Below are 26,600 nucleotides of genomic sequence, written 5' to 3'. Positions count from 1 at the left end.
ACAAGGAAATGGTCATGCCGGGCGACAACGTGTCGATCACGGTCAAGCTGATCGCCCCGATCGCCATGGAAGAAGGTCTGCGCTTCGCTATCCGTGAAGGCGGCCGTACCGTCGGCGCCGGCGTCGTGGCAAAGATCCTCGACTAAGCAATTGTTCCTGGGACATGTCCTCGGGCATGTCCCCTTTTATCTGGGCGCACGCGCTCATCGCTCTTTCAAGGAAATATCATGCAGAACCAGAAGATCCGTATCCGCCTGAAGGCTTTCGACTATCGCCTGATCGACCAGTCGGCAGCCGAAATCGTGGATACCGCCAAGCGCACGGGCGCGATCGTCAAGGGCCCGGTGCCCCTGCCGACCCGCATCCAGCGTTTTGACATCCTGCGTTCGCCGCACGTCAACAAGACCAGCCGCGATCAGTTCGAGATCCGCACCCACCAGCGCCTGATGGACATCGTCGACCCGACGGACAAGACCGTCGACGCGCTGATGAAGCTGGACCTGCCGGCCGGCGTGGACGTCGAGATCAAGGTGTAAGCTTGCCTGACCCGGGCCGGTCCTCCGGCCCGCTGCAGCACAGAACGGCGGACGCAAGTTCGCCGTTTTTGCTTCCGGGCAACACGTGTTCTGCCCGGATGGCGCCTGCATCGGCCCGCAACGTGCCGAAATTTACCGGGAAGTGCGGAAATCGTCCCCTTCCCGGCAAAAAAGGGCCAGCACCCTCAAGAAAAGGCGCCGTGCATGTTGCCCTTTCCAAACTACTGCGATATAGTGTAAGGCTACCCGTTTATCCGGGTAGTGGGGRCCGTTTTGGTCGTGCGCAATCCTTTTCGCGCAACCCGCACATCGCACAGTTTTCGTGTATCAATCAGCCCCGGCCAATCGCAGCTGGGAATGGAGCAAACCATGAGCCTTGGCCTTGTAGGTCGCAAGGTTGGCATGACCCGTATTTTCACGGACGACGGTGATTCGATTCCCGTTACCGTGGTCGAGGTCGGCGACAACCGCGTGACGCAAATCAAGACGGACGAGACCGACGGTTATACCGCCGTTCAAGTCACCTTCGGCAGCCGCCGCGCAAGCCGCGTTACCAAGCCGCTGGCGGGTCACCTCGCCAAAGCCGGCGTGGAAGCCGGTGAAGTCATCAAAGAATTCCGCATCGATGCAGCCAAGGCTGCCGAGCTGCAAGCTGGCAGCTCGCTCTCCGTCGACCTGTTCCAGGTTGGCCAGAAGATCGACGTGCAGGGCGTGAGCATCGGTAAGGGCTACGCCGGTACCATCAAGCGCTATCACTTCGCATCGGGTCGTGCCTCCCACGGTAACTCGCGTTCGCACAACGTGCCGGGTTCCATCGGTATGGCGCAGGATCCGGGCCGTGTGTTCCCCGGCAAGCGCATGACCGGTCACCTGGGTGATGTCACCCGCACCGTCCAGAACCTGGAAATCGCCAAGATCGACGCAGAGCGCAAGCTGCTGCTGGTCAAGGGCGCCATTCCTGGCTCCAAGGGCGGCAAGGTCGTCGTTACCCCGGCCGTCAAGGCCAAAGCCAAAGCTTAAGGAGCGCATGTAATGGAACTCAAGCTCCTCCAGGACAACGGCCAGATCGGCGCCGGCGTTGCYGCGTCGCCTGAAGTGTTCGGCCGTGACTACAACGAAGCCCTCGTTCACCAGATCGTCGTCGCTTACCAGGCCAACGCGCGTAGCGGTAACCGTAAGCAGAAGGATCGTGAAGAGGTCAAGCACACGACCAAGAAGCCGTGGCGCCAGAAGGGTACGGGCCGTGCTCGTGCCGGTATGTCTTCCTCGCCGCTGTGGCGCGGGGGTGGTCGTATCTTCCCGAATTCGCCGGAAGAGAACTTCACCCAGAAGGTCAACAAGAAGATGTTCCGTGCCGGTATGCGCTCGATTTACTCGCAGCTCGCACGTGAAGGTCGTATCAACGTGGTGGACGGTTTCACTGTCGACGCGCCCAAGACCAAGCTCTTGGCCGACAAGTTCAAGGCCATGGGCCTGGACTCGGTGCTGATCATCACCGACAGCCTCGACGAGAACCTCTACCTGGCTTCGCGCAATCTGCCCCACGTGGCAGTCGTGGAGCCGCGCCAGGCTGACCCGCTGTCGCTCGTGCACTACAAGAAGGTGCTCGTGACCAAGGCCGCCGTCGCGCAGATCGAGGAGTTGCTGAAATGACGCAAGTAGCCAAGAACGATCATCGTTTGATGCAGGTGCTGCTCGCGCCGGTGGTTTCCGAAAAGGCAACCCTGGTCGCCGACAAGAATGAACAGGTCGTGTTCGAAGTGGCTCGCGATGCCAACAAGGCAGAAGTGCGCGCAGCCGTCGAACTGCTGTTCAAGGTCGAGGTGCAGTCCGTTCAGATCCTGAACCAGAAGGGCAAGCAAAAGCGCTTTGGCCGCTTCATGGGCCGTCGCAACCACGTAAAGAAAGCTTACGTGTCGYTGAAGCCGGGTCAGGAAATCAATTTTGAAGCGGAGGCCAAGTAATCATGGCACTCGTCAAGACCAAGCCGACTTCCCCGGGCCGCCGCTCGATGGTGAAGGTCGTGAACAACGACCTGCACAAGGGCGCCCCGCACGCTCCGCTGCTGGAAAAGCAATTCCAGAAGTCGGGCCGTAACAACAATGGTCATATCACCACCCGCCACAAGGGCGGTGGTCATAAGCACCACTATCGCGTGGTCGACTTCAAGCGCAACGACAAGGACGGCATCCCCGCCAAGGTCGAGCGCCTGGAATACGATCCGAACCGTAGCGCCAACATCGCGCTCGTGCTGTTCGCCGACGGCGAGCGCCGGTACATCATCGCCACGAAGGGCATGGTGGCTGGCCAGCCGCTGATGAACGGCTCGGAAGCGCCGATCAAGGCCGGTAACAACCTGCCGATCCGCAACATCCCGGTCGGTACCACGATCAACAACGTGGAAATGCTGCCTGGCAAGGGTGCGCAAATCGCCCGCGCTGCTGGTGGTTCCGCTGTGCTGCTGGCCCGCGAAGGCGTGTACGCCCAGGTGCGTCTGCGCTCCGGCGAAGTGCGTCGCGTGCACATCGAGTGCCGCGCCACCGTTGGTGAAGTGGGTAACGAAGAGCACAGCCTGCGCGTCATCGGCAAAGCCGGTGCGACGCGTTGGCGCGGTATTCGCCCGACCGTCCGCGGCGTGGTGATGAACCCGGTGGATCACCCGCACGGTGGTGGTGAAGGCAAGACCGCCGCTGGTCGCGATCCGGTTTCGCCGTGGGGTACCCCGGCCAAGGGTTACCGTACCCGCAGCAACAAGCGCACTGCCAGCATGATCGTGCAGAAGCGCCACAAGCGTTAATCGGTAGGTAGGAGCCTAGAACATGACACGTTCCGCAAAAAAGGGTCCGTTCTGTGACGCCCACCTGCTGAAGAAGGTGGAAACGGCTGCAGGCGGCAAGGATAAGAAACCCATCAAGACTTGGTCGCGTCGCTCGACCATTCTGCCGGAGTTCATTGGCCTGACGATCGCCGTTCACAACGGCCGTCAACACGTGCCGGTGTACGTTACGGAAAACATGGTTGGCCACAAGCTCGGCGAATTTGCGCTCACGCGCACGTTCAAGGGCCACGCGGCTGACAAGAAAGCCAAGAGGTAAGGTGCCATCATGGAAGTGAAAGCGATTCATCGCGGTGCCCGTATCTCCGCCCAGAAGACGCGTCTGGTTGCTGACCAGATCCGCGGTCTGCCGATCGAGCGTGCGCTCAACGTCCTGACGTTCAGCCCGAAAAAGGCTGCCGGGATTGTGAAGAAGGTGGTCGAATCGGCCATCGCCAACGCCGAGCATAACGAAGGCGCCGACATCGACGARCTGAAGGTCAAATCGATCTTCGTCGACAAGGCAACCTCGCTCAAGCGCTTCACGGCACGGGCAAAGGGCCGCGGCAACCGCATCGAGAAACAAACCTGTCACATCACTGTGACGCTCGGCAACTAAGGAGTCACGATGGGACAGAAGATTCATCCGACTGGCTTCCGTCTGGCCGTCAGCCGTAACTGGGCTTCGCGTTGGTACGCCAACAACACGAAGTTCGCCGGCATGCTGAAAGAAGACATCGAAGTTCGCGAGTTCCTGAAGAAGAAGCTCAAGAACGCATCGGTTGGCCGCGTCGTGATCGAGCGTCCTGCCCGCAATGCCCGTCTCACCATTTATAGCTCGCGTCCGGGCGTGGTGATTGGCAAGAAGGGTGAGGACATCGAACTGCTCAAGGCCGAGCTGCAACGCCGCATGGGTGTGCCCGTGCACGTGAACATCGAGGAAATCCGCAAGCCGGAAACCGATGCGCAGCTGATCGCCGACTCGATCACCCAGCAGCTCGAGCGCCGTATCATGTTCCGCCGCGCCATGAAGCGCGCGATGCAGAACGCGATGCGCCTCGGTGCCCAGGGTATCAAGATCATGAGCTCGGGTCGTCTGAACGGTATCGAAATCGCACGTACCGAATGGTACCGTGAAGGTCGTGTGCCCCTGCACACCCTGCGCGCCGACATCGACTACGGCTTCTCCGAAGCCGAAACCACCTACGGCATCATCGGTGTCAAGGTGTGGGTCTACAAGGGCGACTACCTGGGCCGCAATGACGCGCCTGTGGTGGAAGAGCCTCAAGAAGACCGTCGTCGTCGCCCGGGTCGTCCGGAAGGCCGTCGCCGTGAAGGCGAAGGTGGCCGTCCGGGTGGCAACCGCCGCGGTGGTGCAGGTGCTGGCGCTGGTCGCCGCGCTGCGCCTGGCGATGCGAAGAGTGGAGAATAAGAATGCTGCAACCGAAGCGTAGGAAGTATCGCAAGGAGCAGAAAGGCCGCAACACGGGTAAGGCTACCCGTGGCAACGCCGTGTCTTTCGGCGAATTCGGCCTGAAGGCAATGGGCCGTGGTCGTCTGACCGCGCGCCAGATCGAGTCGGCCCGTCGTGCGATGACCCGTCACATCAAGCGTGGCGGCCGCATCTGGATCCGGATTTTCCCGGATAAGCCGATCTCGAAGAAGCCCGCCGAAGTCCGTATGGGTAACGGTAAGGGCAATCCGGAATACTACGTGGCTGAAATTCAGCCGGGCAAGATGCTGTACGAAATGGATGGCGTGAGCGAAGAGCTGGCACGTGAGGCGTTCCGCCTCGCGGCCGCCAAGCTGCCGATCGCCACGAATTTCGTGGTGCGTCAGGTCGGGACGTAAGGAGAGCAGGGATGAAAGCATCCGAACTTCGCGGCAAGGACGCCGCAGGGCTGAACCAGGAGCTCTCCGAGCTTCTGAAGGCCCAATTTAGCCTGCGCATGCAAAAGGCCACCCAACAGCTGCAGAACACCAGCCAGCTGAAGAAGGTGCGCAAGGACATCGCGCGTGTGCAAACCGTGCTGAGCGAAAAGGCAGACGCGAAATGACTGAAGCTGCAAAGACTGAAACGTCGCTTCGCCGGACTCTCGTAGGCCGTGTCGTTAGCGACAAGATGGACAAGACCGTTACGGTCCTGATCGAAAACCGCGTCAAGCATCCTCTGTACGGCAAGTACGTGCTGCGTTCGAAGAAGTACCACGCACACGACGAAGCCAACCAGTACAAGGAAGGCGACAAGGTCGAGATCCAGGAATCGCGTCCGCTGTCGCGGACCAAGTCCTGGGTGGTTTCCCGGCTGGTAGAAGCTGCGCGCGTCATCTAAGAACAACAGTTCTTCGCTGACTTGCAAGTCCAGGGTTATGTTGCTATAATCCTGGACTTCCGCTTTGTAGCGTTCGTCGAAGCTTCACCAACACGGCGTACCTCCGAAGCGAGCCAAGGCCTGGTGGTCCTGGAGTTGTCCGGGCTGCCTGGTGACTACCGACTTCCAAGTTGATCAACCCAAGCGGTACTGGCGCAAAGCCGGGGCCGACGGGACCAAGACTGACCGGCGGACTTCCATCTTGAGAAATCCGGCGGATTAAGTTGGGAAGATAACACCATGATTCAGACAGAAAGCCGGCTCGAAGTGGCCGATAACACTGGTGCGCGCGAAGTGCTGTGCATCAAAGTGCTGGGTGGGTCCAAGCGCCGCTATGCGAGCGTKGGCGACATCATCAAGGTGACCGTCAAGGACGCAGCGCCGCGCGGTCGCGTAAAGAAGGGCGATATCTACAACGCCGTCGTTGTACGTACCGCCAAGGGCGTGCGCCGTGCAGACGGTTCGCTCGTCAAGTTCGACAGCAATGCCGCTGTCCTGCTGAACACCAAGCTCGAGCCGATCGGCACCCGTATTTTCGGGCCGGTGACTCGTGAACTCCGTACCGAGCGCTTCATGAAGATCGTGTCGCTCGCACCGGAAGTGCTGTAAGGAGCCGCCATGAACAAGATTCGTAAAGGCGACGAAGTCATCGTCCTGACCGGCAAAGACAAGGGCAAGCGCGGTACCGTGCAAGCCATGCTCGGCGACAAGGTCGTTGTGGAAGGTGTGAACGTTGCCAAGAAGCACGCTCGCCCGAACCCGATGCTGGGCACCACCGGTGGTGTGGTCGACAAGGTCATGCCGCTGCATATTTCCAACGTTGCGCTCGTGGATGCCAATGGCAAGCCGTCGCGCGTCGGCATCAAGGTTGAAGAGGGTAAGCGCGTGCGCTTCCTGAAGTCGACCGGCGCCGTCGTGGCCGCTTGATTCTGGGCACAGATAGGAGTTGAGCATGGCAGCACGTCTGCAAGAGTTTTACAAAGAGAAGGTTGTGCCGGCGCTCATGGAGCAGTTCGGTTACAAGTCGGTCATGGAAGTGCCGCGTATCACCAAGATCACCCTGAACATGGGTCTTGGCGAAGCCATCAATGACAAGAAGGTCATTGAACTGGCCGTGGGCGACCTGACCAAGATCGCTGGTCAGAAGCCGGTTGTGACGAAGGCCAAGAAGGCCATCGCCGGTTTCAAGATCCGCCAGGGCTACCCCATCGGTGCGATGGTGACCCTGCGTGGCGAGCGCATGTTCGAATTTCTCGATCGTTTCGTGACCGTGGCCCTGCCGCGCGTGCGTGACTTCCGTGGTGTGTCGGGTCGTTCGTTTGACGGCCGTGGCAACTACAACATCGGTGTGAAAGAGCAGATCATTTTCCCCGAAATCGAGTACGACAAGATCGACGCACTGCGTGGTCTGAACATCAGCATCACGACGACGGCAAAGAACGACGAGGAAGCCAAGGCTCTCCTGAACGCGTTCAAGTTCCCGTTCCGCAATTAAGGGGTTACCGTGGCTAAACTGGCTCTGATTGAACGTGAGAAGAAGCGCGCCAAGCTGGTGGCGAAGTACGCCGCCAAGCGCGCAAACCTCAAGGCCATTATTGACGACCAAGAAAAGTCGGAAGAAGAGCGTTATCTGGCGCGTCTGGAGCTGCAACAGCTCCCGCGCAACGCGAATCCGACCCGCCAGCGTAATCGCTGCGCGATCACCGGTCGTCCCCGCGGTACCTTCCGCAAGTTTGGCCTGGCGCGTAACAAGATCCGCGAAATCGCCTTCAAGGGCGAAATTCCGGGTCTGACGAAAGCCAGCTGGTAATTACGCACAGGCTACAGGAGAAACAGTATGAGCATGAGCGATCCTATCGCCGATATGCTGACGCGCATCCGCAACGCCCAAGGCGTGCAGAAGGCGTCGGTGGTCATGCCCTCGTCGAAGCTGAAAGCGGCGATCGCCAAGGTCCTGAAGGACGAAGGCTACATCGACGACTTCGCAGTGCAGGAAGAAGGCGGCAAGGCACAACTGAGCATCGGTCTGAAGTACTATGCCGGCCGTCCGGTCATCGAGCGCATTGAGCGCGTCTCGAAGCCCGGCCTGCGCGTGTACAAGGGCCGTAGCGAGATCCCCCAGGTGATGAACGGCCTCGGTGTTGCGATCATCTCGACCCCCCAGGGTCTGATGACCGACCGCAAGGCACGTGCCACCGGCGTGGGCGGCGAAGTTCTCTGCTACGTCGCTTAAGGAGCAAACATGTCCCGTGTAGGTAAGGCTCCCATCTCGCTGCCGAAAGGCGCGGAAGTGAATGTGGCGGCTGGCGTGCTCTCCGTGAAGGGCCCGCTCGGYACGCTGTCCCAGCCGATTCACAACCTGGTCAAGGTCAGTGTCGAGAAYGACACGCTGACTTTCGCGCCGGTTGACGAATCGCGTGAAGCAAAYGCCCTGCAAGGCACCATGCGCGCCYTGGCGGCAAACATGGTCAAGGGCGTGACCACTGGTTTCGAGCGTAAGCTGAACCTCGTTGGCGTGGGCTATCGTGCCCAGCTGCAAGGCGCTGCGCTGAAGCTCCAGCTTGGTTTCTCGCATGACGTGATCCATGAGATGCCGGAAGGCGTGAAGGCGGAAACGCCGACGCAGACCGAGATCATCATCAAGGGTGCGGACAAGCAGAAAGTCGGTCAGGTTGCCGCTGAAGTTCGCGCGTACCGTCCGCCTGAGCCCTACAAGGGCAAGGGTGTTCGCTACGCTGACGAGCGCGTCATCCTGAAAGAAACCAAGAAGAAGTAAGGGGTGCAATGATGAACAAGAAAGACGCTCGTTTGCGCCGTGCACGTCAGACCCGCGCCAAAATCGCGGAACTGAAAGTCAATCGTCTGACCGTGTTCCGTACGAATTCGCACATTTACGCTCAGGTGTACTCGCCGTGCGGCACGCAAGTGCTGGCATCGGCCTCGACCGCCGAAGCAGAAGTGCGCAAGGAACTGACCGGCAGTGGCGCGACTGTTGCCGCCGCCACCGTGGTTGGCAAGCGCGTGGCCGAGAAGGCCCGTGCAGCCGGCGTGGAAACCGTCGCGTTCGATCGTGGTGGCTTCCGCTTCCACGGCCGCGTGAAGGCCCTGGCTGACGCTGCGCGCGAAGCCGGCCTCAAGTTCTAAGCGCACAAAGAGAGATACGTCATGGCAAAGATGCAAGCAAAAGTCCAGCAGGACGAACGCGACGACGGCCTCCGCGAGAAGATGATCTCGGTCAACCGTGTCACCAAGGTGGTGAAGGGTGGCCGGATTCTCGGTTTCGCTGCGCTGACCGTGGTCGGTGACGGCGATGGCCGCATCGGCATGGGCAAGGGCAAGGCCAAGGAAGTTCCGGTGGCCGTGCAGAAGGCAATGGACGAAGCCCGTCGCAAGATGGTGAAGGTTTCGCTCAAGAACGGCACGCTGCAACACGAAGTCATCGGCAAGCACGGCGCTGCCAAGGTGCTGATGATGCCCGCCAAGGAAGGTACCGGCGTGATCGCCGGCGGCCCGATGCGCGCAATCTTCGAAGTGATGGGCGTGACGAACGTGGTGACCAAGTCGCACGGTTCGACGAACCCGTACAACATGGTTCGCGCCACCATCGATGGTCTGCAAAAGATGAGCACGCCGGCGGAAATCGCTGCCAAGCGCGGCAAGTCGGTTGAAGACATCCTCGGCTAAGGTGAACGAAATGTCGCAACAAACCGTAAAAGTGCAACTCGTGCGCAGCCTGATCGGCACGCGCGAGGATCACCGCGCCACCGTTCGTGGCCTGGGCCTGCGCCGCATCAACTCGGTGTCGGAGCTGCAGGACACGCCCGCCGTGCGCGGCATGATCAACAAGGTCTCGTACCTGGTGAAGGTTCTGGCCTGATCCCGCGGACTTGGAGAGCAACATGCAATTGAATAACCTGAAGCCGGCCGACGGTTCGAAGCACGCCAAGCGTCGCGTCGGCCGTGGTATCGGTTCCGGCCTGGGCAAGACCGCCGGTCGTGGTCACAAGGGTCAGAAGTCGCGTTCGGGCGGCTTCCACAAGGTGGGTTTCGAAGGCGGCCAGATGCCGCTGTATCGTCGCCTGCCGAAGCGTGGTTTTACCTCGCTGACCAAGGCGTTCAACGCCGAGGTGACCCTGCGTGACATCGAACGCCTGGAAGCTGCTGAAGTGGACCTGCTGGTCCTGAAGCAAGCTGGCCTGGTGGGCGACCTGGTCAAGAACGCCAAGGTCATCAAGGCTGGCGAACTGACCCGCAAGGTAACGATCAAGGGTCTGGGCGCCACCGCTGGTGCCAAGGCCGCGATCGAAGCCGCTGGCGGCCAGATCGCTGAGTAATTCTGCAGCAGTATTCGCAGCATAGGCGAAGTCACAGTCGGAGCATCGTTTGGCCACGGCGAAACCCAATGCAAGCGCGCAGGCTAGGAACACGGCGAAGTACGGCGATTTGAAGCGTCGGCTGATGTTCCTGGTGCTGGCCCTGATCGTCTACCGCATCGGTGCACATATTCCGGTGCCGGGAATCGATCCGGAACAGCTCGCGAAGCTTTTCCAGAGTCAGTCGGGTGGCATCCTCGGGATGTTCAACCTGTTCTCGGGCGGTGCGCTGTCGCGCTTTACCGTCTTCGCGCTCGGCATCATGCCGTACATCTCGGCGTCGATCATCATGCAATTGCTGACGATCGTGCTGCCGCAGCTGGAGACGCTGAAGAAGGAAGGGCAGGCAGGGCAACGCAAGATCACGCAGTACACGCGTTACGGCACGGTGGTTCTGGCCACGTTCCAGGCGCTGTCGATTGCGGTCGCGTTGGAGTCGCAGCCGGGTCTGGTCATCGATCCGGGCCTGATGTTCCGGGCGACGGCGGTGATCACGCTGGTGACCGGTACGATGTTCCTGATGTGGCTGGGTGAGCARATCACCGAGCGTGGTCTGGGCAACGGCATCTCGATCATCATCTTCGGCGGTATCGCGGCGGGCCTGCCCAACGCGATCGGCGGACTGTTCGAACTGGTCCGCACGGGGTCCATGAGCGCGTTCGCAGCGATTGTCATCGTAGCGATCGTGGTCGGTGTGACCTTCGCCGTGGTGTTTGTCGAGCGGGGTCAGCGCAAGATCCTGGTGAACTATGCCAAGCGTCAGGTCGGCAACAAGGTGTACGGCGGTCAGTCGTCGCACCTGCCGCTGAAGCTGAACATGGCAGGGGTGATTCCGCCGATCTTCGCATCGTCGATCATCCTGTTCCCGGCGACGATCGCGGGCTGGTTTACGTCCGAGTCGACGGGCGCGGTGGGACGGTTCATCAAGGACCTGGCCGCTACGCTGTCSCCGGGCCAGCCGGTCTACATCCTGCTGTACGCTGCTGCAATTGTTTTCTTCTGCTTCTTCTATACGGCTCTGGTGTACAACAGCCGGGAAGTTGCGGATAACCTGAAGAAAAGCGGTGCCTTCATTCCGGGCATCCGTCCGGGCGAGCAAACGACGCGCTATATCGACAAGATCCTGGTGCGCCTGACGCTGGCTGGTGCGATTTACATCACACTGGTCTGCCTGTTGCCGGAATTCCTGGTGCTGCGCTGGAACGTTCCGTTCTATTTCGGCGGAACCTCGCTGCTGATCATCGTGGTCGTCACGATGGACTTCATGGCCCAGGTACAGTCCTATGTCATGTCGCARCAGTATGAGTCGCTGCTGAAGAAGGCGAATTTCAAGGGTAATCTGACCTTGCGTTGATGCCGGGTCGGAACAGGCTCTAGGTATGGCAAAAGACGACGTCATCCAGATGCAAGGGGAGGTCCTGGAAAATCTCCCCAACGCGACGTTCCGCGTCAAGTTGGAGAACGGCCACGTAGTACTCGGGCATATCTCGGGCAAGATGCGAATGAACTACATCCGGATACTTCCGGGTGACAAGGTGACTGTCGAGCTGACCCCATATGATCTGTCACGCGCACGCATCGTCTTCCGGACGAAGTGAAGCGAACAGGAATTGAAGGAAAGAGGAAAATCATGAAAGTGCTGGCTTCTGTGAAGCGCATTTGCCGTAACTGCAAAATTATCAAGCGCAACGGTGTCGTGCGCGTGATCTGCTCGTCGGATCCCCGCCACAAGCAACGCCAAGGCTAATCGGAAAGAGGATTGACGAATGGCACGTATCGCAGGGGTTAACATCCCGAACCATAAGCATACCGAAATCGGCCTGACGGCTATTTACGGTGTTGGCCGCTCGCGCGCTCGCAAGATTTGCGAGGCCACCGGTGTTCCGTTTGACAAGAAGGTCAAGGACCTGACCGACGCCGACCTGGAAAAGCTTCGTGACGAAGTGGGCAAGGTCACGGTCGAGGGTGACCTGCGTCGTGAAACCACGATGAACATCAAGCGTCTGATGGACCTTGGTTGCTATCGTGGCGTCCGTCACCGCAGGGGCCTGCCGATGCGCGGCCAGCGTACCCGCACGAACGCCCGCACCCGCAAGGGTCCGCGTAAGGCCGGCGTGGCTCTGAAGAAGTAAAGCCGAAGGCATAGGAAGAAACTAATGGCAAAAGGTCCGAACAACGCCGCCCAGCGCGCGCGTAAGAAGGTCAAGAAGAACGTTGCCGACGGCATTGCGCACGTCCACGCTTCGTTCAACAACACCATCATCACGATCACCGACCGTCAGGGCAACGCCCTGTCGTGGGCGACCGCCGGTGGCCAGGGCTTCAAGGGTTCGCGCAAGTCGACCCCCTTCGCTGCCCAGGTTGCTGCCGAGAACGCCGGCCGCGTGGCGCAAGACCAGGGTATCAAGAACCTGGAAGTGCGCATCAAGGGCCCYGGTCCTGGCCGCGAATCGGCTGTCCGCGCACTGAACGCGCTGGGCATCAAGATCGCCGTGATTGAAGATGTGACGCCGGTGCCGCACAACGGCTGCCGTCCGCCGAAGCGCCGCCGTATCTAAGCGCCCGGTTGGTCCGGAGGCGAGCAGGGTTTCTCGCTCGTCCCCCGAGATGTGGTAATATCRCGCGTTGACCTGCTGCAATTCATTGCGGCAGGTTTTCGTTTTGCGTTCACGCTTTGCAGGGTGCCAGGTAACCGGCGCACTCGGTGTGGGCGATCGTCATGCTTTTGCGTTGCCTCCGCGTGGCCCAGGCCGCTGYGGATGAAGAACCATAAGCCCACCGTCCGTCACATGCAGATGACGGACTCGCGGCGCGTCCGAATGGCGTCGCGATCGATCAAAGGAAGATAAAGTGGCACGTTATACCGGCCCGAAGGCCAAACTTTCCCGCCGCGAAGGCACAGATCTGTTCCTGAAGAGCGCCCGTCGCTCGCTGGCCGACAAGTGCAAGCTGGACAGCAAGCCTGGCCAACACGGCCGCACCTCGGGTGCCCGTACGTCCGACTACGGCAACCAGCTGCGTGAAAAGCAGAAGGTCAAGCGTATCTACGGCGTGCTCGAACGTCAGTTCCGCCGCTACTTCGCCGAAGCCGACCGCCGCAAGGGCAACACGGGTGAAAACCTGCTGCAACTGCTGGAATCGCGCCTGGACAACGTCGTGTACCGCATGGGCTTCGGCTCGACCCGCGCTGAAGCGCGTCAGCTCGTGTCGCACAAGGCGATCCTGGTGAACGGCATTGCCATGAACGTGCCGTCGGCCCAGATCAAGTCGGGCGACATCATCACCGTGCGCGAACAGTCGAAGAAGCAAGTGCGTATCGCTGAAGCACTGTCGCTGGCCGAGCAGTCGGGTTTCCCCACCTGGGTGGCCGTGGATTCGAAGAAGTTCGAAGGCACCTTCAAGCAAGCTCCGGATCGCACCGATATTTCGGGCGACATCAACGAAAGCCTGATCGTCGAATTGTATTCGCGTTAATCGCCGAACCGATCATCGGACGATTCAGCGCTTGCCCCTACCGCAAGGCTTCGCTTTCAGCCCGACGCGCCGTTTGGCGCGCCGGGCTTATTGCCCATCGTGCGATGGGATTTTCGGGTTCCAAACGTCAGCCTTATCGGTGTAACGAGCCGAGGGTATTGAAAAGGACAACCTAATGCAAACAGCACTCCTCAAGCCAAAAATCATCGCCGTCGAACCGCTTGGCGACCATCACGCCAAAGTCGTGATGGAGCCGTTCGAGCGCGGCTACGGCCATACGCTCGGTAACGCCCTGCGTCGCGTGCTGCTGTCGTCGATGGTCGGCTATGCCCCGACCGAAGTCACGATCGCTGGGGTGGTCCACGAGTATTCCACCATCGATGGCGTGCAAGAAGACGTCGTCAACCTGCTCCTCAACCTGAAGGGCGTGGTGTTCAAGCTGCACAACCGCGACGAAGTCACGGTGTCGCTGCGCAAGGATGGCGAAGGCGTTGTCACGGCTGCCGATATCGAGCTGCCGCACGACGTCGAGATCATCAACCCGGGTCACGTGATCGCCCATCTGTCTGCCGGCGGCAAGCTGGACATGCAGATCAAGGTCGAGCAAGGTCGCGGCTACGTGCCGGGCAACGTGCGCAAGTTCGGCGACGAGTCGGGCAAGGTCATCGGCCGCATCGTGCTGGACGCGTCGTTCTCGCCGGTCCGCCGCGTGTCGTACGCCGTGGAATCCGCTCGTGTGGAACAGCGTACCGACCTGGACAAGCTGGTGATGAACATCGAAACCGACGGCGTGATCTCGCCCGAGGAAGCGATTCGTCAGTCGGCCCGCATCCTGGTTGACCAGCTGTCGGTGTTCGCCGCGCTGGAAGGTACCGAGTCGGCCGCCGAGGCCGCCTCGAGCCGCACGCCGCAGATCGATCCGATCCTGCTGCGTCCGGTGGACGACCTCGAGCTGACGGTGCGTTCGGCCAACTGCCTGAAGGCCGAAAACATCTACTACATCGGCGATCTGATCCAGCGTACCGAGAACGAACTGCTCAAGACCCCGAACCTGGGTCGCAAGTCGCTGAACGAGATCAAGGAAGTCCTCGCCTCCCGTGGCCTGACGCTCGGCATGAAGCTCGAGAACTGGCCGCCCGCAGGTCTGGAGAAGTAATTGGCGGCGCGGGATTCCGGCAACGGGGTCCCGCCTGTCATCGCGCCAAGGGCATGTTGCCTGCGGCATTGAAGCACTACCGGCCCGCGCCCGTGCCTTTGCATTGGCGATAGAAGAGCTGGTCAAACACTGAAATCGAAAGGAATCATCATGCGTCACCGTCATGGTTTGCGGAAACTGAACCGCACCTCGTCGCACCGTCTCGCGATGCTGCGCAACATGTCCAACTCGCTGTTCCAGCACGAGCTGATCAAGACCACCCTGCCCAAGGCCAAGGAACTGCGCAAGGTTGTCGAGCCGCTCATCACGCTGGCCAAGAAGGACACCGTTGCCAACCGCCGTCTGGCTTTCGCCCGTCTGCGCGACCGCGACATGGTCACCAAGCTGTTCACCGAACTGGGCCCGCGCTACAACGCTCGTCCGGGCGGCTACACCCGTATCCTGAAGTTCGGCTTCCGTCAGGGCGACAACGCGCCGATGGCGCTGGTCGAACTGGTGGATCGTCCGGAAATCACCGAAGCCCCGGCTGAAGAAGCTGCGGAATAAGTGATAGCCGTGCCCGTCCTCGCTGACGGGCAATCGAGCACCGCTTTACAATTGAGCCAGGCTTTTGCCTGGCTCTTTTGTTTTTGGCGACGTTTTCCGAGAATGACATGACCGTTTCAGAATCCGCTCATATCCAGCCGGCCGGCGAGGCGGCAGAATCGGTGCTCGTGGCGATGACGAACCTGCCAGACGAGGCCTCGGCGGCGCGCCTGGCACGGGCAGTGCTGGCGGCCCGCGTGGCGGCCTGCGTGAACCGGCTCGCGCCGTGCCAGTCCGAGTACTGGTGGCAGGGCAAGCTGGAGCAGGCGCAGGAATGGCCGTTGCTGATCAAGACCACGCGCGCCCAGTATGCGGCCCTCGAGGCGGTGATCCGCGCCGAGCATCCTTATGATGTGCCGGAGCTCGTCGCGTGGCCGGTTGGCGCAGGATTTGCGCCGTATCTGGCGTGGGTGCGGGAGGAAGCCAGCGGCATGCCCACTGGCGACGCCAACGCGCCGCGCTAACACTTTGAAGAATCGGAAAAGCGACATGGGATCGACGGGAACGGGCATCGGCATGGGGTGGAACGCCGTTGCGGAATGGCAAATGCAGGGTCGGCGGGTGCGGCAAATCGTCGCAATGCTGCTGATGCTGTGCGCCTGCCTGATGCTCGGGCGCGTGGCCCATGCCGCGACCGAGGAGGATTTCCTGCCGCCCGAGAAGGCATTCCGGTTCGCGGCGAAGCAGGTGGACCCGCAGACCATCGAAGTCCGCTTCGATGTGGCCGATGGCTACTACATGTACCGCGAGCGGTTTGCGTTCGCCACCCAGCCGGCCACGATCAAGCTCGGGCCGCCGGTGTTGCCGCAGGGCCAGGTTCATTTCGACGAAACCTTCGGCAAGGACATGGAGACCTATCGCGGCAGCGTGGTGGTGCGCGTGCCTGTGGTCCAGGCCCCCGCCGATGGCCGCTGGTCGCTGGTCGTGACCTCGCAGGGCTGCGCGGACAAGGGGCTCTGCTATCCGCCGATGGAGAGCATTTACAAGGTGGGTGGGTCGGTGCTCGGCAACCTGTTCGGCGACCGTACGACACCCGCACCTTCCACGCAGGCGCCGGCAACGCCCGACCAGCCTGCTGCATCCGCTAAGGCGCCGCCGGTCACATCCGGGGCCGTCGCACTGCGGGATGACAACGATCGCATTGCCGGGGCGCTGGCAAGCCGCAATCTGGGCCTCATCGCCGCGCTGTTCTTCGGACTGGGGCTCCTGCTGACCTTCACGCCGTGCGTGTTGCCGATGGTGCCTATCCTGTCGTCGATCGTTGTGGGCGAGCATGTGACGCGCGGTCGGGCGCTGCTAGTCTCTCTGGCCTACGTGCTGGGGATGGCGGTGGTCTACACCGCTGTGGGCGTGGCGGCCGGCCTCGCCGGCGAAGGGCTTTCCGCCGCGCTGCAGAACCCGTGGGTGCTAGGCGCATTCGCCGCGCTGATGGTGGCGCTCGCGCTGTCGATGTTCGGCCTCTATGAACTGCAACTGCCCCAGCGCTGGCAGACACGGCTCACGGCATCCTCAAACCAGCGCCAGAGCGGCCAGATTTTCGGCGCGGCGGCCATGGGGGCGATTTCGGCACTGATCGTCGGCCCGTGCGTGACCGCGCCACTGGCCGGTGCGCTGGCCTATATCGCCCAGACTGGCGATGCGTTCACCGGCGGTGCGGCGCTCTTCGCAATGGCCATTGGCATGGGGGTGCCCCTCGTGCTGGTGGGCGTGGGTGCTGGCAACCTGCTGCCCCGTGCGGGCAAGTGGATGGAGGCTACCAAGCGCTTTTTCGGATTTCTGCTACTTGGCGTCGCGCTCTGGATGGTGACGCCCGTGGCGCCGGTGTGGGCCGTGATGGTTGCCTGGGCCGCGCTGCTAATCGTGGCGGCGGTCTATCTGGGAGCTTTCGATGCGCTTGGCCCCGACCCGCGCGGACTGATGCGGCTGGGCAAGGGCCTGGGCCTGCTGGCCGCGCTGGCGGGTGCGATCCAGCTGGTGGGGCTCGCCTCGGGCGGACGGGATCCGTTGCAGCCGCTGTCCCACCTCGGGGTGGTGACTTCGGGTACCGCACCGCAGGCGCGTGCGGATCACATTCGATTCGAGCGCGTCCGTTCGGTGGCAGAACTCGACGCCCACGTGGCGCAGGCAGCCGCCAGTGGTCGGCCGGTGTTGCTCGACTTCTATGCCGACTGGTGCGTGAGTTGCAAGGAAATGGAGAAACTGACTTTTCCGGATGCGAAGGTGCGCGCCAGGCTTACCGACGTCGTTCTGTTGCAGGCGGACGTCACCGCCAACAATGCCGACGACCGCGCGCTGCTGAAGCGTTTCGGGCTATTCGGGCCCCCTGGGATCATCCTGTTCGGCCCTGATGGGCGCGAGCGCCCGGTCCGCGTGATCGGCTATCAGACGGCCACGCGCTTCCTGGACAGCCTCGAGCGCGCGCTCGGCCCCAAGACGCGTACCTGAACCAGCGTCAGCGGTCCAGCCAGCGGCCAATCGCCCAGATCGTGCCGATGGTGGCCACCACGCCGCCCATCAGGCCGATCGACCACCAGAACCCGTTCGCCTCCCGCAGCCACGGCATTCGATCGAAATTCATGCCGAAGACGCCGGTAATCAGGGTCAGCGGCATGAACAGCGCGGTGATGACGGTCAGCGTGCGCATGGTGCGATTGGTCCGATGGGCCACTGCCGAGAAGTGGATCTGCACTGCCGACTCGATCGAGTCCTCCAGTCGCCGGGCGTGGGCCAGTACGCGCAGGATGTGCTCCATCAGGTCCGCGATGCGGACCAGCAGGACCTCATCGCGGCCCGCCACCACCGTGCCTTCGCCGCCGTCGCCGACGGCAGGATCATTACTGCTGTAGCGATTGTCGAGCAGGCTGTCGCGGAATTCCTGGAGCGCGTCGCGCTGCTCCTCGCTCAGGTGCTCGAGCCGGCGCAATTGGATCCGGGCGTCGAGCAGACCTTCCCAGCTCGAGAAGTTCTTCTGGGTGCTGAGCAGGGCGCGTTGCCAGCGGTCCAGCTGGCGAGTGAGTGGCGCGCGCAGGTCGAGGTAGCGGTCCACCATCGCATTGAGCAGCCGCAGCATCAGGTCCTCGGGTCGCGTGGGCGGCCGCACGCCATGCACGAGCGGCGTCTGGCCATTGGCGCGCGCGGAGACGGGGCGAGGGGCGCCGCATAGTTCGAGCAGCCGCTGCCGGACCTGGTCGACGGTCCGGGAGGGCCCGGGGCGCACCGTCACCAGCACGCTGTCGAAGACGAAGAAGGTCACGGGYTGGGTGTCGATGCGGGCCAGCGCCGGCAGGAAGCCGGCCGGATACTTGCGCGCGGGCTTCTGCGGCGCGGCGGCGGGTGGCGCAGCAGGCGCCACTGGCACGGTTGCCGCAGGCGAGCCCGCCACGGCAGCCATCCCCGCCGCCGGCATAACCGAGGCTCCGGGCGTACTCACTGCTGCGCCCAATGCAACCCCGCCGGCGCCAGCGTGCGCAGCGTCRGCTTCCGCGAAGAGCCTGCTCGTTTCAAACGTGAGCTTGCGGAAGATCATCATGTCGTACGCATTGGTCGTGTCGAAGAACGACGGATGCGTGGGATTGATGGCATCGACCAGGTGCAGGTCGTGGATCGGCGAGCCGGTCAGGCCCGCCAGACGATCGCGCCACGCGGCCGGCGCCGGGCTGACTTCGTCGAAGAGAAAGTCGGCCCAGACAAAGCGCGCGGCGRCGTTGCCGGCCAGGAAGTCGTGGGCCTCGTCCAGCGTGGCCAGTGGATGGACCTGGCTGGCCGAGAAGCCAAGCAGTTGCATGCGAGGGGATCAGCCGGCCAGCAGCCGCGCGGCGTCGCGCGCGAAATAGGTCAGGATGCCATCGGCGCCGGCGCGACGGAACGCCAGCAGCGACTCCATCATGACCTTGTCGTGGTCCAGCCAGCCGTTCTGCGCCGCCGCCTTGAGCATGGCGTACTCGCCGCTCACCTGATAGACGTAAGTCGGGAAGCGGAACTCGTCCTTCACGCGCCGCACGATGTCCAGGTAGGGCATGCCGGGCTTCACCATGACCATGTCGGCGCCCTCCAGGATGTCCTGGGCCACTTCGCGCAGCGCCTCGTCCGTGTTGGCGGGGTCCATCTGGTAGGTCATCTTGTTGCCCTTGCCCAGATTGGCCGCCGAGCCCACCGCGTCGCGGAACGGGCCGTAGAACGCCGACGCATACTTGGCCGAGTACGCCATGATGCGCGTGTGGATGTGCCCGGCGTCTTCCAGCGCCGCRCGCACGGCGCCGATGCGRCCATCCATCATGTCGGACGGCGCGACGATATCCACGCCGGCCTCAGCCTGCACGAGTGCCTGCTTGACCAGGATCTCGACCGTAATGTCGTTGATCACATACCCGTTGTCATCGAGCACGCCGTCCTGGCCGTGGCTGGTGTACGGGTCCAGCGCCACGTCGGTCAGCACGCCCAGTTCGGGGAAGCGGTCCTTCAGCGCGCGCACCGCACGCGGCACCAGGCCTTCGAGGCGCGTGGCCTCGATGCCATCAGGCGTCTTGATCGACGGATCGATCACAGGGAACAGCGCGATCACCGGAATGCCGAGCTTCACGCAGTCTTCGGCGATAGGCAGCAGCAAGTCCACCGACACGCGCTCCACGCCGGGCATCGACGCCACTTGCTGGCGCTGGTTCTGGCCTTCCAGGATGAAAACCGGGTAGATCAGGTTGTCGGGCGAGAGACGATTTTCACGCATCAGACGGCGCGAAAAGTCGTCGCGACGCATGCGGCGGGGGCGGTACTCGGGGAAAGTGGACATGTCGGGATCGAGGCAGATTTCTGAACGGAAGCGGGACGAATGCGGGGCGCGCGTCACCGCGAAACCCCGCGGCCAGCCATCTCGATCGCGCGCCGAAAGAAAAACTAAACTTTTGTGCCTGCCCGCTATCATACTCGCGGACACCTTGTGTTGCTTCGCGCAGCGCGGGTGTCCCCCGCTACTCCTCCCTGAGCGGGTACCCGCCCTGAACCGGTGGGAAAGTTCGTCCCCGTTGCTTGCAACGGGGCTTTTTTTTGCCGGTTCGATGGCGGCCCGCCGGCTCAGGCGGCGGGCGCCTCCGGGGCCACGGGCGGCTGGGCCTCGGGCAAGGACAACCATCCGGCCACTACGCGCTGGGCTTCCTCGATGCCGCGACGCTTGAGGCTCGAGAACAGCTGGGCGCTCATCGGCGGGGGATTGTCCATCTGGGTCGAGTACTCGGCCAGGATACGACGCGTCTCGCGCAGGGCGTTGGCGTTTTCATTGTTCGTGAGCTTGTCGGCCTTGGTCAGCAGCACATGGATCGGCCGCCGCGTGGGCAGGAACCACTCCACCATCTGGCAGTCGAGATCCGTGAAGGGGCGCCGCGCGTCCATCATCAGCACCAGGCCGGCCAGTTGCTGGCGCGTCTGGACGTAGTCGGACAGCAGGCCCTGCCAGTGGAACTTGGCCGAACCGGACACCTCGGCGTAGCCGTAGCCGGGCAGGTCGACGAGGAAGGCCTGCGGGTCCGGTACCTTCACCGGCGCCACCGAGAAATAGTTGATGTGCTGCGTGCGCCCGGGCGTGCGCGAGGAGAACGCGAGCCGCTTCTGGTTGCACAGGATGTTGATGGCCGTCGACTTGCCGGCGTTGGAGCGGCCGGCGAAGGCCACCTCGGGGACGGCCGTGGCGGGCAGGTCGCGGAGGTGGTTGACGGTAATAAAGAAGCGAGCCTGGTGTAGGAGCGACATGCGGGTGGTGCGTTGAAGCACGGTGAGGCGTTGAGGCGGACGAGCGCGCGCGCCGTGGGCGCGCGGGCGGAATGCTCGCGCCGCGGGAAGGGGAGCCGGGACGGCTGGTGCGCCGGTGCCACACGGGCAGGGCCAAGACCTGAGCCAAGTCAATCCGGAAAGCGATTTATTGTACAATAACCCGGTTTACGGTCTCCTGAGCGGGTGACGTGTGGCATCCTTGCGGGTTGTAGTGCAGGGTGTCCTGTCCGGTCCGGGGCACCTTCGTGTATCCCGTTCCATCATGATCGGATGCACGATGCTCAGGCCCTTGCAATAAGGCGCGTCCTCACCGCCAGCAGGGGCAGATCGGCATGCATTACGGTGTTCATAACAATTCTGACAAGGTGTGTGCGAATGAACCGCATTGCGAAACTTCTGGGAGTCATGGCGCTGGCTGTTCCGGCCGCCGCGATGACAGGGCTGGCATCTGCCGCAGAGCAGGCCGCCGCCAAGGCTGATCCCGCCAAGGGCGAAACGCTGTACACCCAGGGCGCGCCCGATCGCAATGTTCCCGCATGTCTCTCCTGCCACGGCGCCGCCGGCAATAGCGGCGCGGCCGCCAATCCCAAGCTGGCAGGCCAGCAGGCTGAGTACACCCACAAGCAACTCTCCGATTTCAAGGCCAAGACGCGTACTAACGCCATCATGACGCCGTATGCCTCCGCCCTGAGCGATCAGGAAATGAAGGACGTCGGTGCGTACCTGGCCAAGCAGCAGCTGAAGCCGGCCACGGCGAAGAACAAGGATACGATCGAGGCCGGGCAGAAGATCTACCGCGGCGGTATCGCGGCCAAGGGCGTGCCCGCGTGCGCGGCCTGCCATGGCCCGACCGGCGCCGGCATCCCGGCCCAGTACCCGCGCATCGGCGGCCAGTATTCTGAATACACCGAAGCGCARCTGGTGGCGTTCCGCCAGGGCACCCGTAAGAATAATTCGGTCATGAGCACGATCACAGCCAGGATGTCGGATGCCGAGATCAAGGCCGTGGCGGATTACGTCGCTGGCRTCCGTTAAAGTCGTACCGGCCCACGCGCCACGGCRCCTCCAGCGGTGAACCGGACGCGCGGGCAACAATCGAAGAGGGTGGCCCTGCCTGCAAGCGGGACCACCCTTTTTTCATGTTTTTGCGACGTCAGCCGCATGCTGCACCGGCATTACCCAGAAACCTGTCACMGCCCATGTCCACCCCATCCACTTCAGGGCTGCACCTGAAGACCCCCCACCGTGTGCTGCGCGACGGCGTGGAACTGCTGTCCTCGATGCGCTTCGCCATCACGCTGCTGACGGTGATCGCCATCGCCAGCATCATCGGTACGGTGCTCAAGCAGAACGAGCCGTATCCAAACTACGTCAACCAGTTCGGGCCGTTCTGGGCGGACCTGTTCCACGCGCTGTCGCTCCAGAAGGTCTACAGTTCCTGGTGGTTCCTGCTGATCCTGGCGTTCCTCGTGATTTCCACGTCCCTGTGCATCACCCGCAACGGTCCGCGGATGATTGCCGACATGCGCTCGTGGAAAGACCATGTGCGCGAACGCAGCCTGCGCGCGTTCCACCATCGTGCCGAGTACGAGGCCCCGCGCGGCCGCGAGGAGGCGGTGGGCAGGCTGACCGCGCTGCTGCGCAACCGTGGCTACCGCGTGAAGCCGGTGGCACACGAGGGGGCCACGCTGCTGGCGGCCAAGGCCGGGGCAGCGAACAAGCTCGGCTATATCCTGGCGCACACGTCCATCGTGGTGATCTGCATCGGCGGCCTGCTCGATGGCGACATGCTGATCCGCGCCCAGATGTGGTTCGGCGGCAAGAGCCCAATCGACGGCAACGCCATCATCAGCGAGATTCCGGCCAAGCACCGCCTGTCGGCCAGCAACCCCGGGTTCCGGGGTAATGCCTTCGTGCCCGAGGGCGCCACGGTGTCCACGGCCATCCTGAACATTGCCGATGGCGCGCTGGTCCAGGACTTGCCGTTCACGATCACGCTCAAGAAATTTTCGGTGGATTACTACACCACGGGCATGCCGAAGCTGTTCGCCTCGGATGTGGTGGTGACGGACCGCGCCACGGGCAAGCAGACCGAGGCAACGATCAAGGTCAATGAGCCGCTGATCGTCGATGGCGTGGCAATTTACCAGTCGAGCTTCGAGGATGGCGGCTCCAAGCTCAAGTTCGTGGGCTATCCGATGTCRGGCGCGGCGCACCGCACCTTCGCGCTGGCTGGCACGGTCGGCGGCAACGCCAAGCTGGCTGGCACCGGTACCGGGGCGGATCAGGAGGATCTGACCGTCGAATTCAGTGATTTTCGACTGATGAATATCGAGAACGTCACCGATGCCTCGGGCAAGCCCGACGCTCGGGGCGTGGCGCGCAAGTCGCTGAACCAGACGCTCGAGCAGCACCTGGGCGCGGCGGCCAGCACGGACAAGGAGAAGACGCTGCGCAACGTCGGCCCGTCGGTGCAATACAAGCTGCGCGACCGCACCGGCCAGGCGCGCGAATACAACAACTACATGGTGCCGGTGCAGCTGGAGGGCCAGTCGGTGTTCCTGGCCGGCATGCGGGAGTCGCCGAGCGAGGCGTTCCGCTACCTGCGCATTCCGGCCGACGACCAGAACGGCGTGGGCGACTGGATGCGCCTGCGCGCGGCGCTGCAGGACAGCGCGATGCGTGGCGAAGCCGCGCGCCGCTTTGCGGCCATCTCGATGCCTGGCGCCGATAAGGACACGCTGCGCAAGCRACTCGCCGAGAGCGCCCAGCGCGCGATGGACCTGTTCGCCGGCGCCACGCGCAGCGCGCCCGATGCGCCGCCGGGCGGCTTCACCGCCATCGCCGCGTTCCTCGAAAAGTCCGTGCCGCCCGCCGAGCAACAGAAGGCGGCCGATGTGCTGCTGAGGATTCTCAATGGCTCGATGTGGGAATTGTGGCAACTGTCGCGTGAGCGCGACGACCTGCCGGCCATCGCGAACGACGCGAAAAGCGGCGCTTTCCTGCAGCAGGCCATCAACACGCTGTCGGACAGTTTCTTCTACGGCGCGCCGGTTTTCCTGCAGCTCGATGACTTCCAGCAGATCAAGGCCAGCGTGTTCCAGATGACGCGTGCGCCGGGCAAAAACATCGTGTATCTTGGCTGTTTGCTGCTCGTTCTTGGCGTTTTTTCGATGTTCTACATCCGCGAGCGGCGCGTGTGGATCTGGATCAAGGACAGTGCCGCGCAGGGGCCRGACAATGCGGCGCAGCGGGCCGGCAGCCATGTGCTGATGGCCATGTCGACGCAGCGCCGGACGATGGATTTCGAGAAGGAGTTCAGGGCACTGCGCGACGATATCGGACGCGCAGCCGGCGCGGGGCCATCGCCGGGGACGCACCCGTCGCACCCCTCAGCCGATTCGTCGGCACATTGATGCGCACCGATCACCGGGATTCACGGCATCAATGCCCGGTGATATGCGGGTGCGATCGATATAGTACATATGCATAACTCCCAAAAGCGCAGGAAATAGAGCAGGAATGTCATGTCGTCCAATGTCAACCACGCCAACCCGGGCCTGAACCCGTCGCGCGCCAACGCTTCCAATGCCGCCAACGCCTCGATGGCGGATGCATCGGAGGCCTACCTCGAACCCTCGTTCCTGCGCCGGCTGGGCTGGCTCGACTGGGCCTTCGCGCTGTTGCTGGTGGTGGGCGCCGGGTTTGCGCTCACGCGCTACGGCGCCTGGATGAATGTCTACGACAAGGCCGTGCTGGTGGCCGCCGTGCCCACCTTCGCGCTGCTGGGCTGGCACTGGAAGGCGGTGCGGCCGCTGATGGTCGGCATGGCCGTGCTGGCGCTGTTCGCGATCCAGCTCTACCAGGGCGACCTCGCTCGCGCTGAGCAGGCCTTCTTCCTCAAGTACTTCCTGTCGAGCCAGTCGGCCATCCTGTGGATGAGCGCGCTGGTCTACCTGTCCACGCTGTTCTACTGGGTTGGTTTCCTCGCGCGGTCCGATACCGGCTCGAGTATTGGCAGCAAGCTGCTGTGGGCGGCCGTGGTGCTCGGCTTCACGGGCCTGCTGGTGCGCTGGTACGAGTCGTACCTGATCGGCGCGGACATCGGCCATATTCCCATCTCGAACCTGTACGAAGTCTTCGTCCTGTTCACGCTGATCACCTCGCTGTTCTACCTCTATTACGAACGCCGCTACGCCACGCGCGCGATGGGGCCGTTCGTGCTGCTGGTGGTGTCGGCGGCGGTGGGTTTCCTGCTCTGGTACACGGTCACCCGCAACGCGCAGGAGATCCAGCCGCTGGTGCCGGCGCTGCAAAGCTGGTGGATGAAGATCCACGTACCGGCGAACTTCATCGGCTACGGCACGTTCGCGCTGGCGGCGATGGTGTCGGTGGCGTACCTGCTCAAGGAGCGCGGGATCCTGGCTGAACGGCTGCCGTCGCTGGARCTGCTCGACGACGTCATGTACAAGGCCATCGCGGTCGGCTTCGCGTTCTTCACCATCGCCACCATCCTGGGCGCGCTCTGGGCCGCAGAGGCCTGGGGCGGGTATTGGAGCTGGGATCCGAAGGAAACCTGGGCGCTGATCGTCTGGCTCAACTACGCAGCGTGGCTGCACATGCGTCTGATGAAGGGCCTGCGCGGCACGATGGCGGCGTGGTGGGCGCTGGTCGGCCTGCTGGTCACGACGTTCGCGTTCCTGGGTGTCAACATGTTCCTGTCGGGGCTGCATAGCTACGGCGAACTCTGACGCTGAGGTCTCCCGCTTGATCGACGAAGGCCCGCTTTGCTCAAGCGGGCCTTTTTCTTTGTGGCTACCCGGTAGAAAGTGCTGCATTGGGCTTTTATTGACGCCTGCACCACATTTTTTTAACTTTTCGGGAATAAACGGATCACATCAGGTGTTTACTGAGGAAGTACGGCGTCGACTGGCGGCGCCGCCCTGGAGAAAAGGAGACCCAATGATGACCACTCATCGTCACACCGCTGCATCGCTGCTGCGTCCCGCCCTGCTGGCCGTGGCTTCCGCGTCCGTCGTGCTGCTGGGCGCGTGTTCCAGCATGGGCATGGGCGGCGGCAACATGCCTCCGACCGTCAAGGTGACGAACGGCGCGCTGACCGATCCGCAGGGCCTGACGCTGTACACGTTCGACCGCGACCCGGCGAATGGCGGCAAGAGTGTCTGTAACGCCACTTGCGCGACCAACTGGCCGCCACTGCTGGCGGAACCGGGCACCAGCGGCACGGGCAGCTACACCATCATCACGCGTGACGACGGCACCCGCCAGTGGGCCTACAAGGGTATGCCGCTGTATCGCTTCGCCAAGGATGCCAAGGCTGGCGACCGCGCCGGCGATAACCTCAATAACGTCTGGCACGTCGCCAAGCCCTGACCGTCTACACATTGCTCCCCGGGCCACGTCCGGGGAGATGTCGGACGGCAAACGGCGGGGAAATAGTTGTCAGGTTTCCCCGCACCATCCGACCAAGCCCCATGTCCAACAGAACATGCGGCCATCAGGAACGCTC

The 26,600-nt window shown here is 62.6% G+C and carries 38 protein-coding genes and 1 pseudogene; 36 read left to right on the top strand and 3 right to left on the bottom strand.

What is annotated here, in order from left to right:
- The 32 genes and pseudogenes from tuf to dsbD form a co-directional block, all read left to right on the top strand.
- A pseudogene (gene tuf / locus AB4Z27_RS19535) lies at positions 1 to 146 on the top strand (elongation factor Tu); the annotation flags it as partial.
- 81 nt (positions 147 to 227) lie between these two features.
- Positions 228 to 536: a 30S ribosomal protein S10 gene (gene rpsJ, locus AB4Z27_RS19530; protein WP_006160488.1), complete on the top strand. Its 309-nt coding sequence runs from the start codon at positions 228 to 230 to the stop codon at positions 534 to 536.
- 369 nt (positions 537 to 905) lie between these two features.
- Positions 906 to 1,556, top strand: a complete 651-nt coding sequence (rplC, locus tag AB4Z27_RS19525; RefSeq protein ID WP_092299452.1) for a 50S ribosomal protein L3 — start codon at positions 906 to 908, stop codon at positions 1,554 to 1,556.
- 12 nt (positions 1,557 to 1,568) lie between these two features.
- The gene (gene rplD, locus AB4Z27_RS19520) at positions 1,569 to 2,189 is read left to right on the top strand and encodes a 50S ribosomal protein L4 (RefSeq protein WP_092299449.1); all 621 of its coding nucleotides are present in this window, start codon (positions 1,569 to 1,571) and stop codon (positions 2,187 to 2,189) included.
- On the top strand, positions 2,186 to 2,500 hold the full coding sequence (rplW, locus tag AB4Z27_RS19515) for a 50S ribosomal protein L23 (RefSeq protein WP_092299446.1): 315 nt from the start codon (positions 2,186 to 2,188) through the stop codon (positions 2,498 to 2,500). The genes rplD and rplW overlap by 4 nt, the downstream gene beginning before the upstream one ends.
- 2 nt (positions 2,501 to 2,502) lie before the next feature.
- Positions 2,503 to 3,333: a 50S ribosomal protein L2 gene (gene rplB / locus AB4Z27_RS19510; protein ID WP_092299443.1), complete on the top strand. Its 831-nt coding sequence runs from the start codon at positions 2,503 to 2,505 to the stop codon at positions 3,331 to 3,333.
- A 22-nt stretch (positions 3,334 to 3,355) separates the two neighbouring features.
- Complete coding sequence (rpsS, locus tag AB4Z27_RS19505) at positions 3,356 to 3,631, top strand: 30S ribosomal protein S19 (RefSeq protein WP_092299440.1); 276 nt, start codon at positions 3,356 to 3,358, stop codon at positions 3,629 to 3,631.
- Between the two features lie 9 nt (positions 3,632 to 3,640).
- Complete coding sequence (rplV, locus tag AB4Z27_RS19500) at positions 3,641 to 3,970, top strand: 50S ribosomal protein L22 (protein WP_010812393.1); 330 nt, start codon at positions 3,641 to 3,643, stop codon at positions 3,968 to 3,970.
- 9 nt (positions 3,971 to 3,979) lie between these two features.
- Entirely contained in the window at positions 3,980 to 4,783 is an 804-nt protein-coding gene (rpsC, locus tag AB4Z27_RS19495) for a 30S ribosomal protein S3 (protein WP_092299437.1), read from the top strand.
- Positions 4,784 to 4,785: 2 nt separating this feature from the next.
- On the top strand, positions 4,786 to 5,202 hold the full coding sequence (rplP, locus tag AB4Z27_RS19490; RefSeq protein WP_006576240.1) for a 50S ribosomal protein L16: 417 nt from the start codon (positions 4,786 to 4,788) through the stop codon (positions 5,200 to 5,202).
- A gap of 11 nt (positions 5,203 to 5,213) precedes the next feature.
- On the top strand, positions 5,214 to 5,408 hold the full coding sequence (gene rpmC, locus AB4Z27_RS19485; RefSeq protein ID WP_092299434.1) for a 50S ribosomal protein L29: 195 nt from the start codon (positions 5,214 to 5,216) through the stop codon (positions 5,406 to 5,408).
- Positions 5,405 to 5,683 carry a 30S ribosomal protein S17 gene (rpsQ, locus tag AB4Z27_RS19480; protein ID WP_092299431.1) on the top strand — a complete coding sequence of 93 codons (279 nt, stop codon included), beginning with the start codon at positions 5,405 to 5,407 and terminating at the stop codon, positions 5,681 to 5,683. The genes rpmC and rpsQ overlap by 4 nt, the downstream gene beginning before the upstream one ends.
- Before the next feature lie 279 nt (positions 5,684 to 5,962).
- On the top strand, positions 5,963 to 6,331 hold the full coding sequence (gene rplN / locus AB4Z27_RS19475; RefSeq protein ID WP_017225233.1) for a 50S ribosomal protein L14: 369 nt from the start codon (positions 5,963 to 5,965) through the stop codon (positions 6,329 to 6,331).
- A gap of 9 nt (positions 6,332 to 6,340) precedes the next feature.
- The gene (gene rplX / locus AB4Z27_RS19470) at positions 6,341 to 6,649 is read left to right on the top strand and encodes a 50S ribosomal protein L24 (protein WP_092299428.1); all 309 of its coding nucleotides are present in this window, start codon (positions 6,341 to 6,343) and stop codon (positions 6,647 to 6,649) included.
- 25 nt (positions 6,650 to 6,674) lie between these two features.
- Positions 6,675 to 7,217: a 50S ribosomal protein L5 gene (gene rplE, locus AB4Z27_RS19465; protein WP_092299425.1), complete on the top strand. Its 543-nt coding sequence runs from the start codon at positions 6,675 to 6,677 to the stop codon at positions 7,215 to 7,217.
- A 9-nt stretch (positions 7,218 to 7,226) separates the two neighbouring features.
- Positions 7,227 to 7,532: a 30S ribosomal protein S14 gene (rpsN, locus tag AB4Z27_RS19460; protein ID WP_092141234.1), complete on the top strand. Its 306-nt coding sequence runs from the start codon at positions 7,227 to 7,229 to the stop codon at positions 7,530 to 7,532.
- A 27-nt stretch (positions 7,533 to 7,559) separates the two neighbouring features.
- The gene (gene rpsH, locus AB4Z27_RS19455) at positions 7,560 to 7,955 is read left to right on the top strand and encodes a 30S ribosomal protein S8 (protein ID WP_092141231.1); all 396 of its coding nucleotides are present in this window, start codon (positions 7,560 to 7,562) and stop codon (positions 7,953 to 7,955) included.
- Positions 7,956 to 7,964: 9 nt separating this feature from the next.
- Positions 7,965 to 8,498 (top strand): 50S ribosomal protein L6, encoded by a 534-nt coding sequence (rplF, locus tag AB4Z27_RS19450; protein ID WP_092299420.1) that lies wholly within the window; start codon positions 7,965 to 7,967, stop codon positions 8,496 to 8,498.
- A gap of 11 nt (positions 8,499 to 8,509) precedes the next feature.
- The gene (gene rplR / locus AB4Z27_RS19445; protein WP_092299512.1) at positions 8,510 to 8,866 is read left to right on the top strand and encodes a 50S ribosomal protein L18; all 357 of its coding nucleotides are present in this window, start codon (positions 8,510 to 8,512) and stop codon (positions 8,864 to 8,866) included.
- Between the two features lie 21 nt (positions 8,867 to 8,887).
- Complete coding sequence (gene rpsE / locus AB4Z27_RS19440; protein ID WP_092299417.1) at positions 8,888 to 9,406, top strand: 30S ribosomal protein S5; 519 nt, start codon at positions 8,888 to 8,890, stop codon at positions 9,404 to 9,406.
- Positions 9,407 to 9,416: 10 nt separating this feature from the next.
- Positions 9,417 to 9,599: a 50S ribosomal protein L30 gene (gene rpmD, locus AB4Z27_RS19435; RefSeq protein WP_006160440.1), complete on the top strand. Its 183-nt coding sequence runs from the start codon at positions 9,417 to 9,419 to the stop codon at positions 9,597 to 9,599.
- A 22-nt stretch (positions 9,600 to 9,621) separates the two neighbouring features.
- Positions 9,622 to 10,056, top strand: coding sequence for a 50S ribosomal protein L15 (rplO, locus tag AB4Z27_RS19430; RefSeq protein WP_092299411.1), 435 nt, complete (start codon positions 9,622 to 9,624; stop codon positions 10,054 to 10,056).
- 49 nt (positions 10,057 to 10,105) lie between these two features.
- A complete protein-coding gene (gene secY / locus AB4Z27_RS19425; RefSeq protein ID WP_092299408.1) occupies positions 10,106 to 11,449 on the top strand; it encodes a preprotein translocase subunit SecY in 1,344 nt (447 codons plus the stop codon).
- 25 nt (positions 11,450 to 11,474) lie between these two features.
- Complete coding sequence (gene infA / locus AB4Z27_RS19420; protein ID WP_010812378.1) at positions 11,475 to 11,693, top strand: translation initiation factor IF-1; 219 nt, start codon at positions 11,475 to 11,477, stop codon at positions 11,691 to 11,693.
- A gap of 32 nt (positions 11,694 to 11,725) precedes the next feature.
- Positions 11,726 to 11,842, top strand: coding sequence for a 50S ribosomal protein L36 (gene rpmJ / locus AB4Z27_RS19415; RefSeq protein ID WP_008642959.1), 117 nt, complete (start codon positions 11,726 to 11,728; stop codon positions 11,840 to 11,842).
- 19 nt (positions 11,843 to 11,861) lie between these two features.
- Positions 11,862 to 12,227 carry a 30S ribosomal protein S13 gene (gene rpsM, locus AB4Z27_RS19410; protein ID WP_092299405.1) on the top strand — a complete coding sequence of 122 codons (366 nt, stop codon included), beginning with the start codon at positions 11,862 to 11,864 and terminating at the stop codon, positions 12,225 to 12,227.
- Positions 12,228 to 12,251: 24 nt separating this feature from the next.
- Positions 12,252 to 12,653, top strand: coding sequence for a 30S ribosomal protein S11 (gene rpsK, locus AB4Z27_RS19405; RefSeq protein ID WP_008642963.1), 402 nt, complete (start codon positions 12,252 to 12,254; stop codon positions 12,651 to 12,653).
- A gap of 292 nt (positions 12,654 to 12,945) precedes the next feature.
- Positions 12,946 to 13,569 carry a 30S ribosomal protein S4 gene (gene rpsD / locus AB4Z27_RS19400; protein WP_092299402.1) on the top strand — a complete coding sequence of 208 codons (624 nt, stop codon included), beginning with the start codon at positions 12,946 to 12,948 and terminating at the stop codon, positions 13,567 to 13,569.
- A 175-nt stretch (positions 13,570 to 13,744) separates the two neighbouring features.
- A complete protein-coding gene (locus tag AB4Z27_RS19395; RefSeq protein ID WP_092299399.1) occupies positions 13,745 to 14,725 on the top strand; it encodes a DNA-directed RNA polymerase subunit alpha in 981 nt (326 codons plus the stop codon).
- Between the two features lie 150 nt (positions 14,726 to 14,875).
- Positions 14,876 to 15,271: a 50S ribosomal protein L17 gene (rplQ, locus tag AB4Z27_RS19390; protein WP_011299296.1), complete on the top strand. Its 396-nt coding sequence runs from the start codon at positions 14,876 to 14,878 to the stop codon at positions 15,269 to 15,271.
- Between the two features lie 107 nt (positions 15,272 to 15,378).
- Entirely contained in the window at positions 15,379 to 15,774 is a 396-nt protein-coding gene (gene cutA / locus AB4Z27_RS19385) for a divalent-cation tolerance protein CutA (RefSeq protein ID WP_441645040.1), read from the top strand.
- Positions 15,775 to 15,826: 52 nt separating this feature from the next.
- Entirely contained in the window at positions 15,827 to 17,755 is a 1,929-nt protein-coding gene (gene dsbD / locus AB4Z27_RS19380; protein ID WP_441645044.1) for a protein-disulfide reductase DsbD, read from the top strand.
- Positions 17,756 to 17,762: 7 nt separating this feature from the next.
- On the opposite strand, the gene AB4Z27_RS19375 is transcribed toward dsbD, so the two are convergent.
- From AB4Z27_RS19375 to yihA, 3 genes are all read right to left on the bottom strand, one after another.
- Positions 17,763 to 19,094 carry a magnesium transporter CorA family protein gene (locus AB4Z27_RS19375; RefSeq protein ID WP_441645039.1) on the bottom strand — a complete coding sequence of 444 codons (1,332 nt, stop codon included), beginning with the start codon at positions 19,092 to 19,094 and terminating at the stop codon, positions 17,763 to 17,765.
- 9 nt (positions 19,095 to 19,103) lie between these two features.
- Complete coding sequence (gene hemB / locus AB4Z27_RS19370; RefSeq protein WP_092299393.1) at positions 19,104 to 20,096, bottom strand: porphobilinogen synthase; 993 nt, start codon at positions 20,094 to 20,096, stop codon at positions 19,104 to 19,106.
- Between the two features lie 281 nt (positions 20,097 to 20,377).
- The gene (yihA, locus tag AB4Z27_RS19365) at positions 20,378 to 21,049 is read right to left on the bottom strand and encodes a ribosome biogenesis GTP-binding protein YihA/YsxC (protein WP_092299390.1); all 672 of its coding nucleotides are present in this window, start codon (positions 21,047 to 21,049) and stop codon (positions 20,378 to 20,380) included.
- Between the two features lie 396 nt (positions 21,050 to 21,445).
- Here yihA and AB4Z27_RS19360 point away from each other — a divergent pair, with 396 nt between their 5' ends.
- The 4 genes from AB4Z27_RS19360 to AB4Z27_RS19345 all read left to right on the top strand — a co-directional run bounded on the left by AB4Z27_RS19360 (position 21,446) and on the right by AB4Z27_RS19345 (position 26,464).
- Positions 21,446 to 22,105, top strand: coding sequence for a c-type cytochrome (locus AB4Z27_RS19360; protein WP_441645038.1), 660 nt, complete (start codon positions 21,446 to 21,448; stop codon positions 22,103 to 22,105).
- A 164-nt stretch (positions 22,106 to 22,269) separates the two neighbouring features.
- Entirely contained in the window at positions 22,270 to 24,486 is a 2,217-nt protein-coding gene (locus AB4Z27_RS19355; RefSeq protein ID WP_441645037.1) for a cytochrome c biogenesis protein ResB, read from the top strand.
- Between the two features lie 111 nt (positions 24,487 to 24,597).
- Entirely contained in the window at positions 24,598 to 25,821 is a 1,224-nt protein-coding gene (ccsB, locus tag AB4Z27_RS19350; RefSeq protein ID WP_092299380.1) for a c-type cytochrome biogenesis protein CcsB, read from the top strand.
- 214 nt (positions 25,822 to 26,035) lie between these two features.
- On the top strand, positions 26,036 to 26,464 hold the full coding sequence (locus AB4Z27_RS19345; protein WP_092299503.1) for a COG4315 family predicted lipoprotein: 429 nt from the start codon (positions 26,036 to 26,038) through the stop codon (positions 26,462 to 26,464).
- The last annotated feature ends 136 nt before the right edge of the window (positions 26,465 to 26,600 follow it).

The organism is Cupriavidus sp. KB_39 (genome assembly GCF_052114485.1).
Taxonomy (GTDB): Bacteria; Pseudomonadota; Gammaproteobacteria; order Burkholderiales; family Burkholderiaceae; genus Cupriavidus.
Note: the sequence above shows the minus strand (reverse complement) of the source record. Positions and strands in the feature narration are given on the sequence as shown.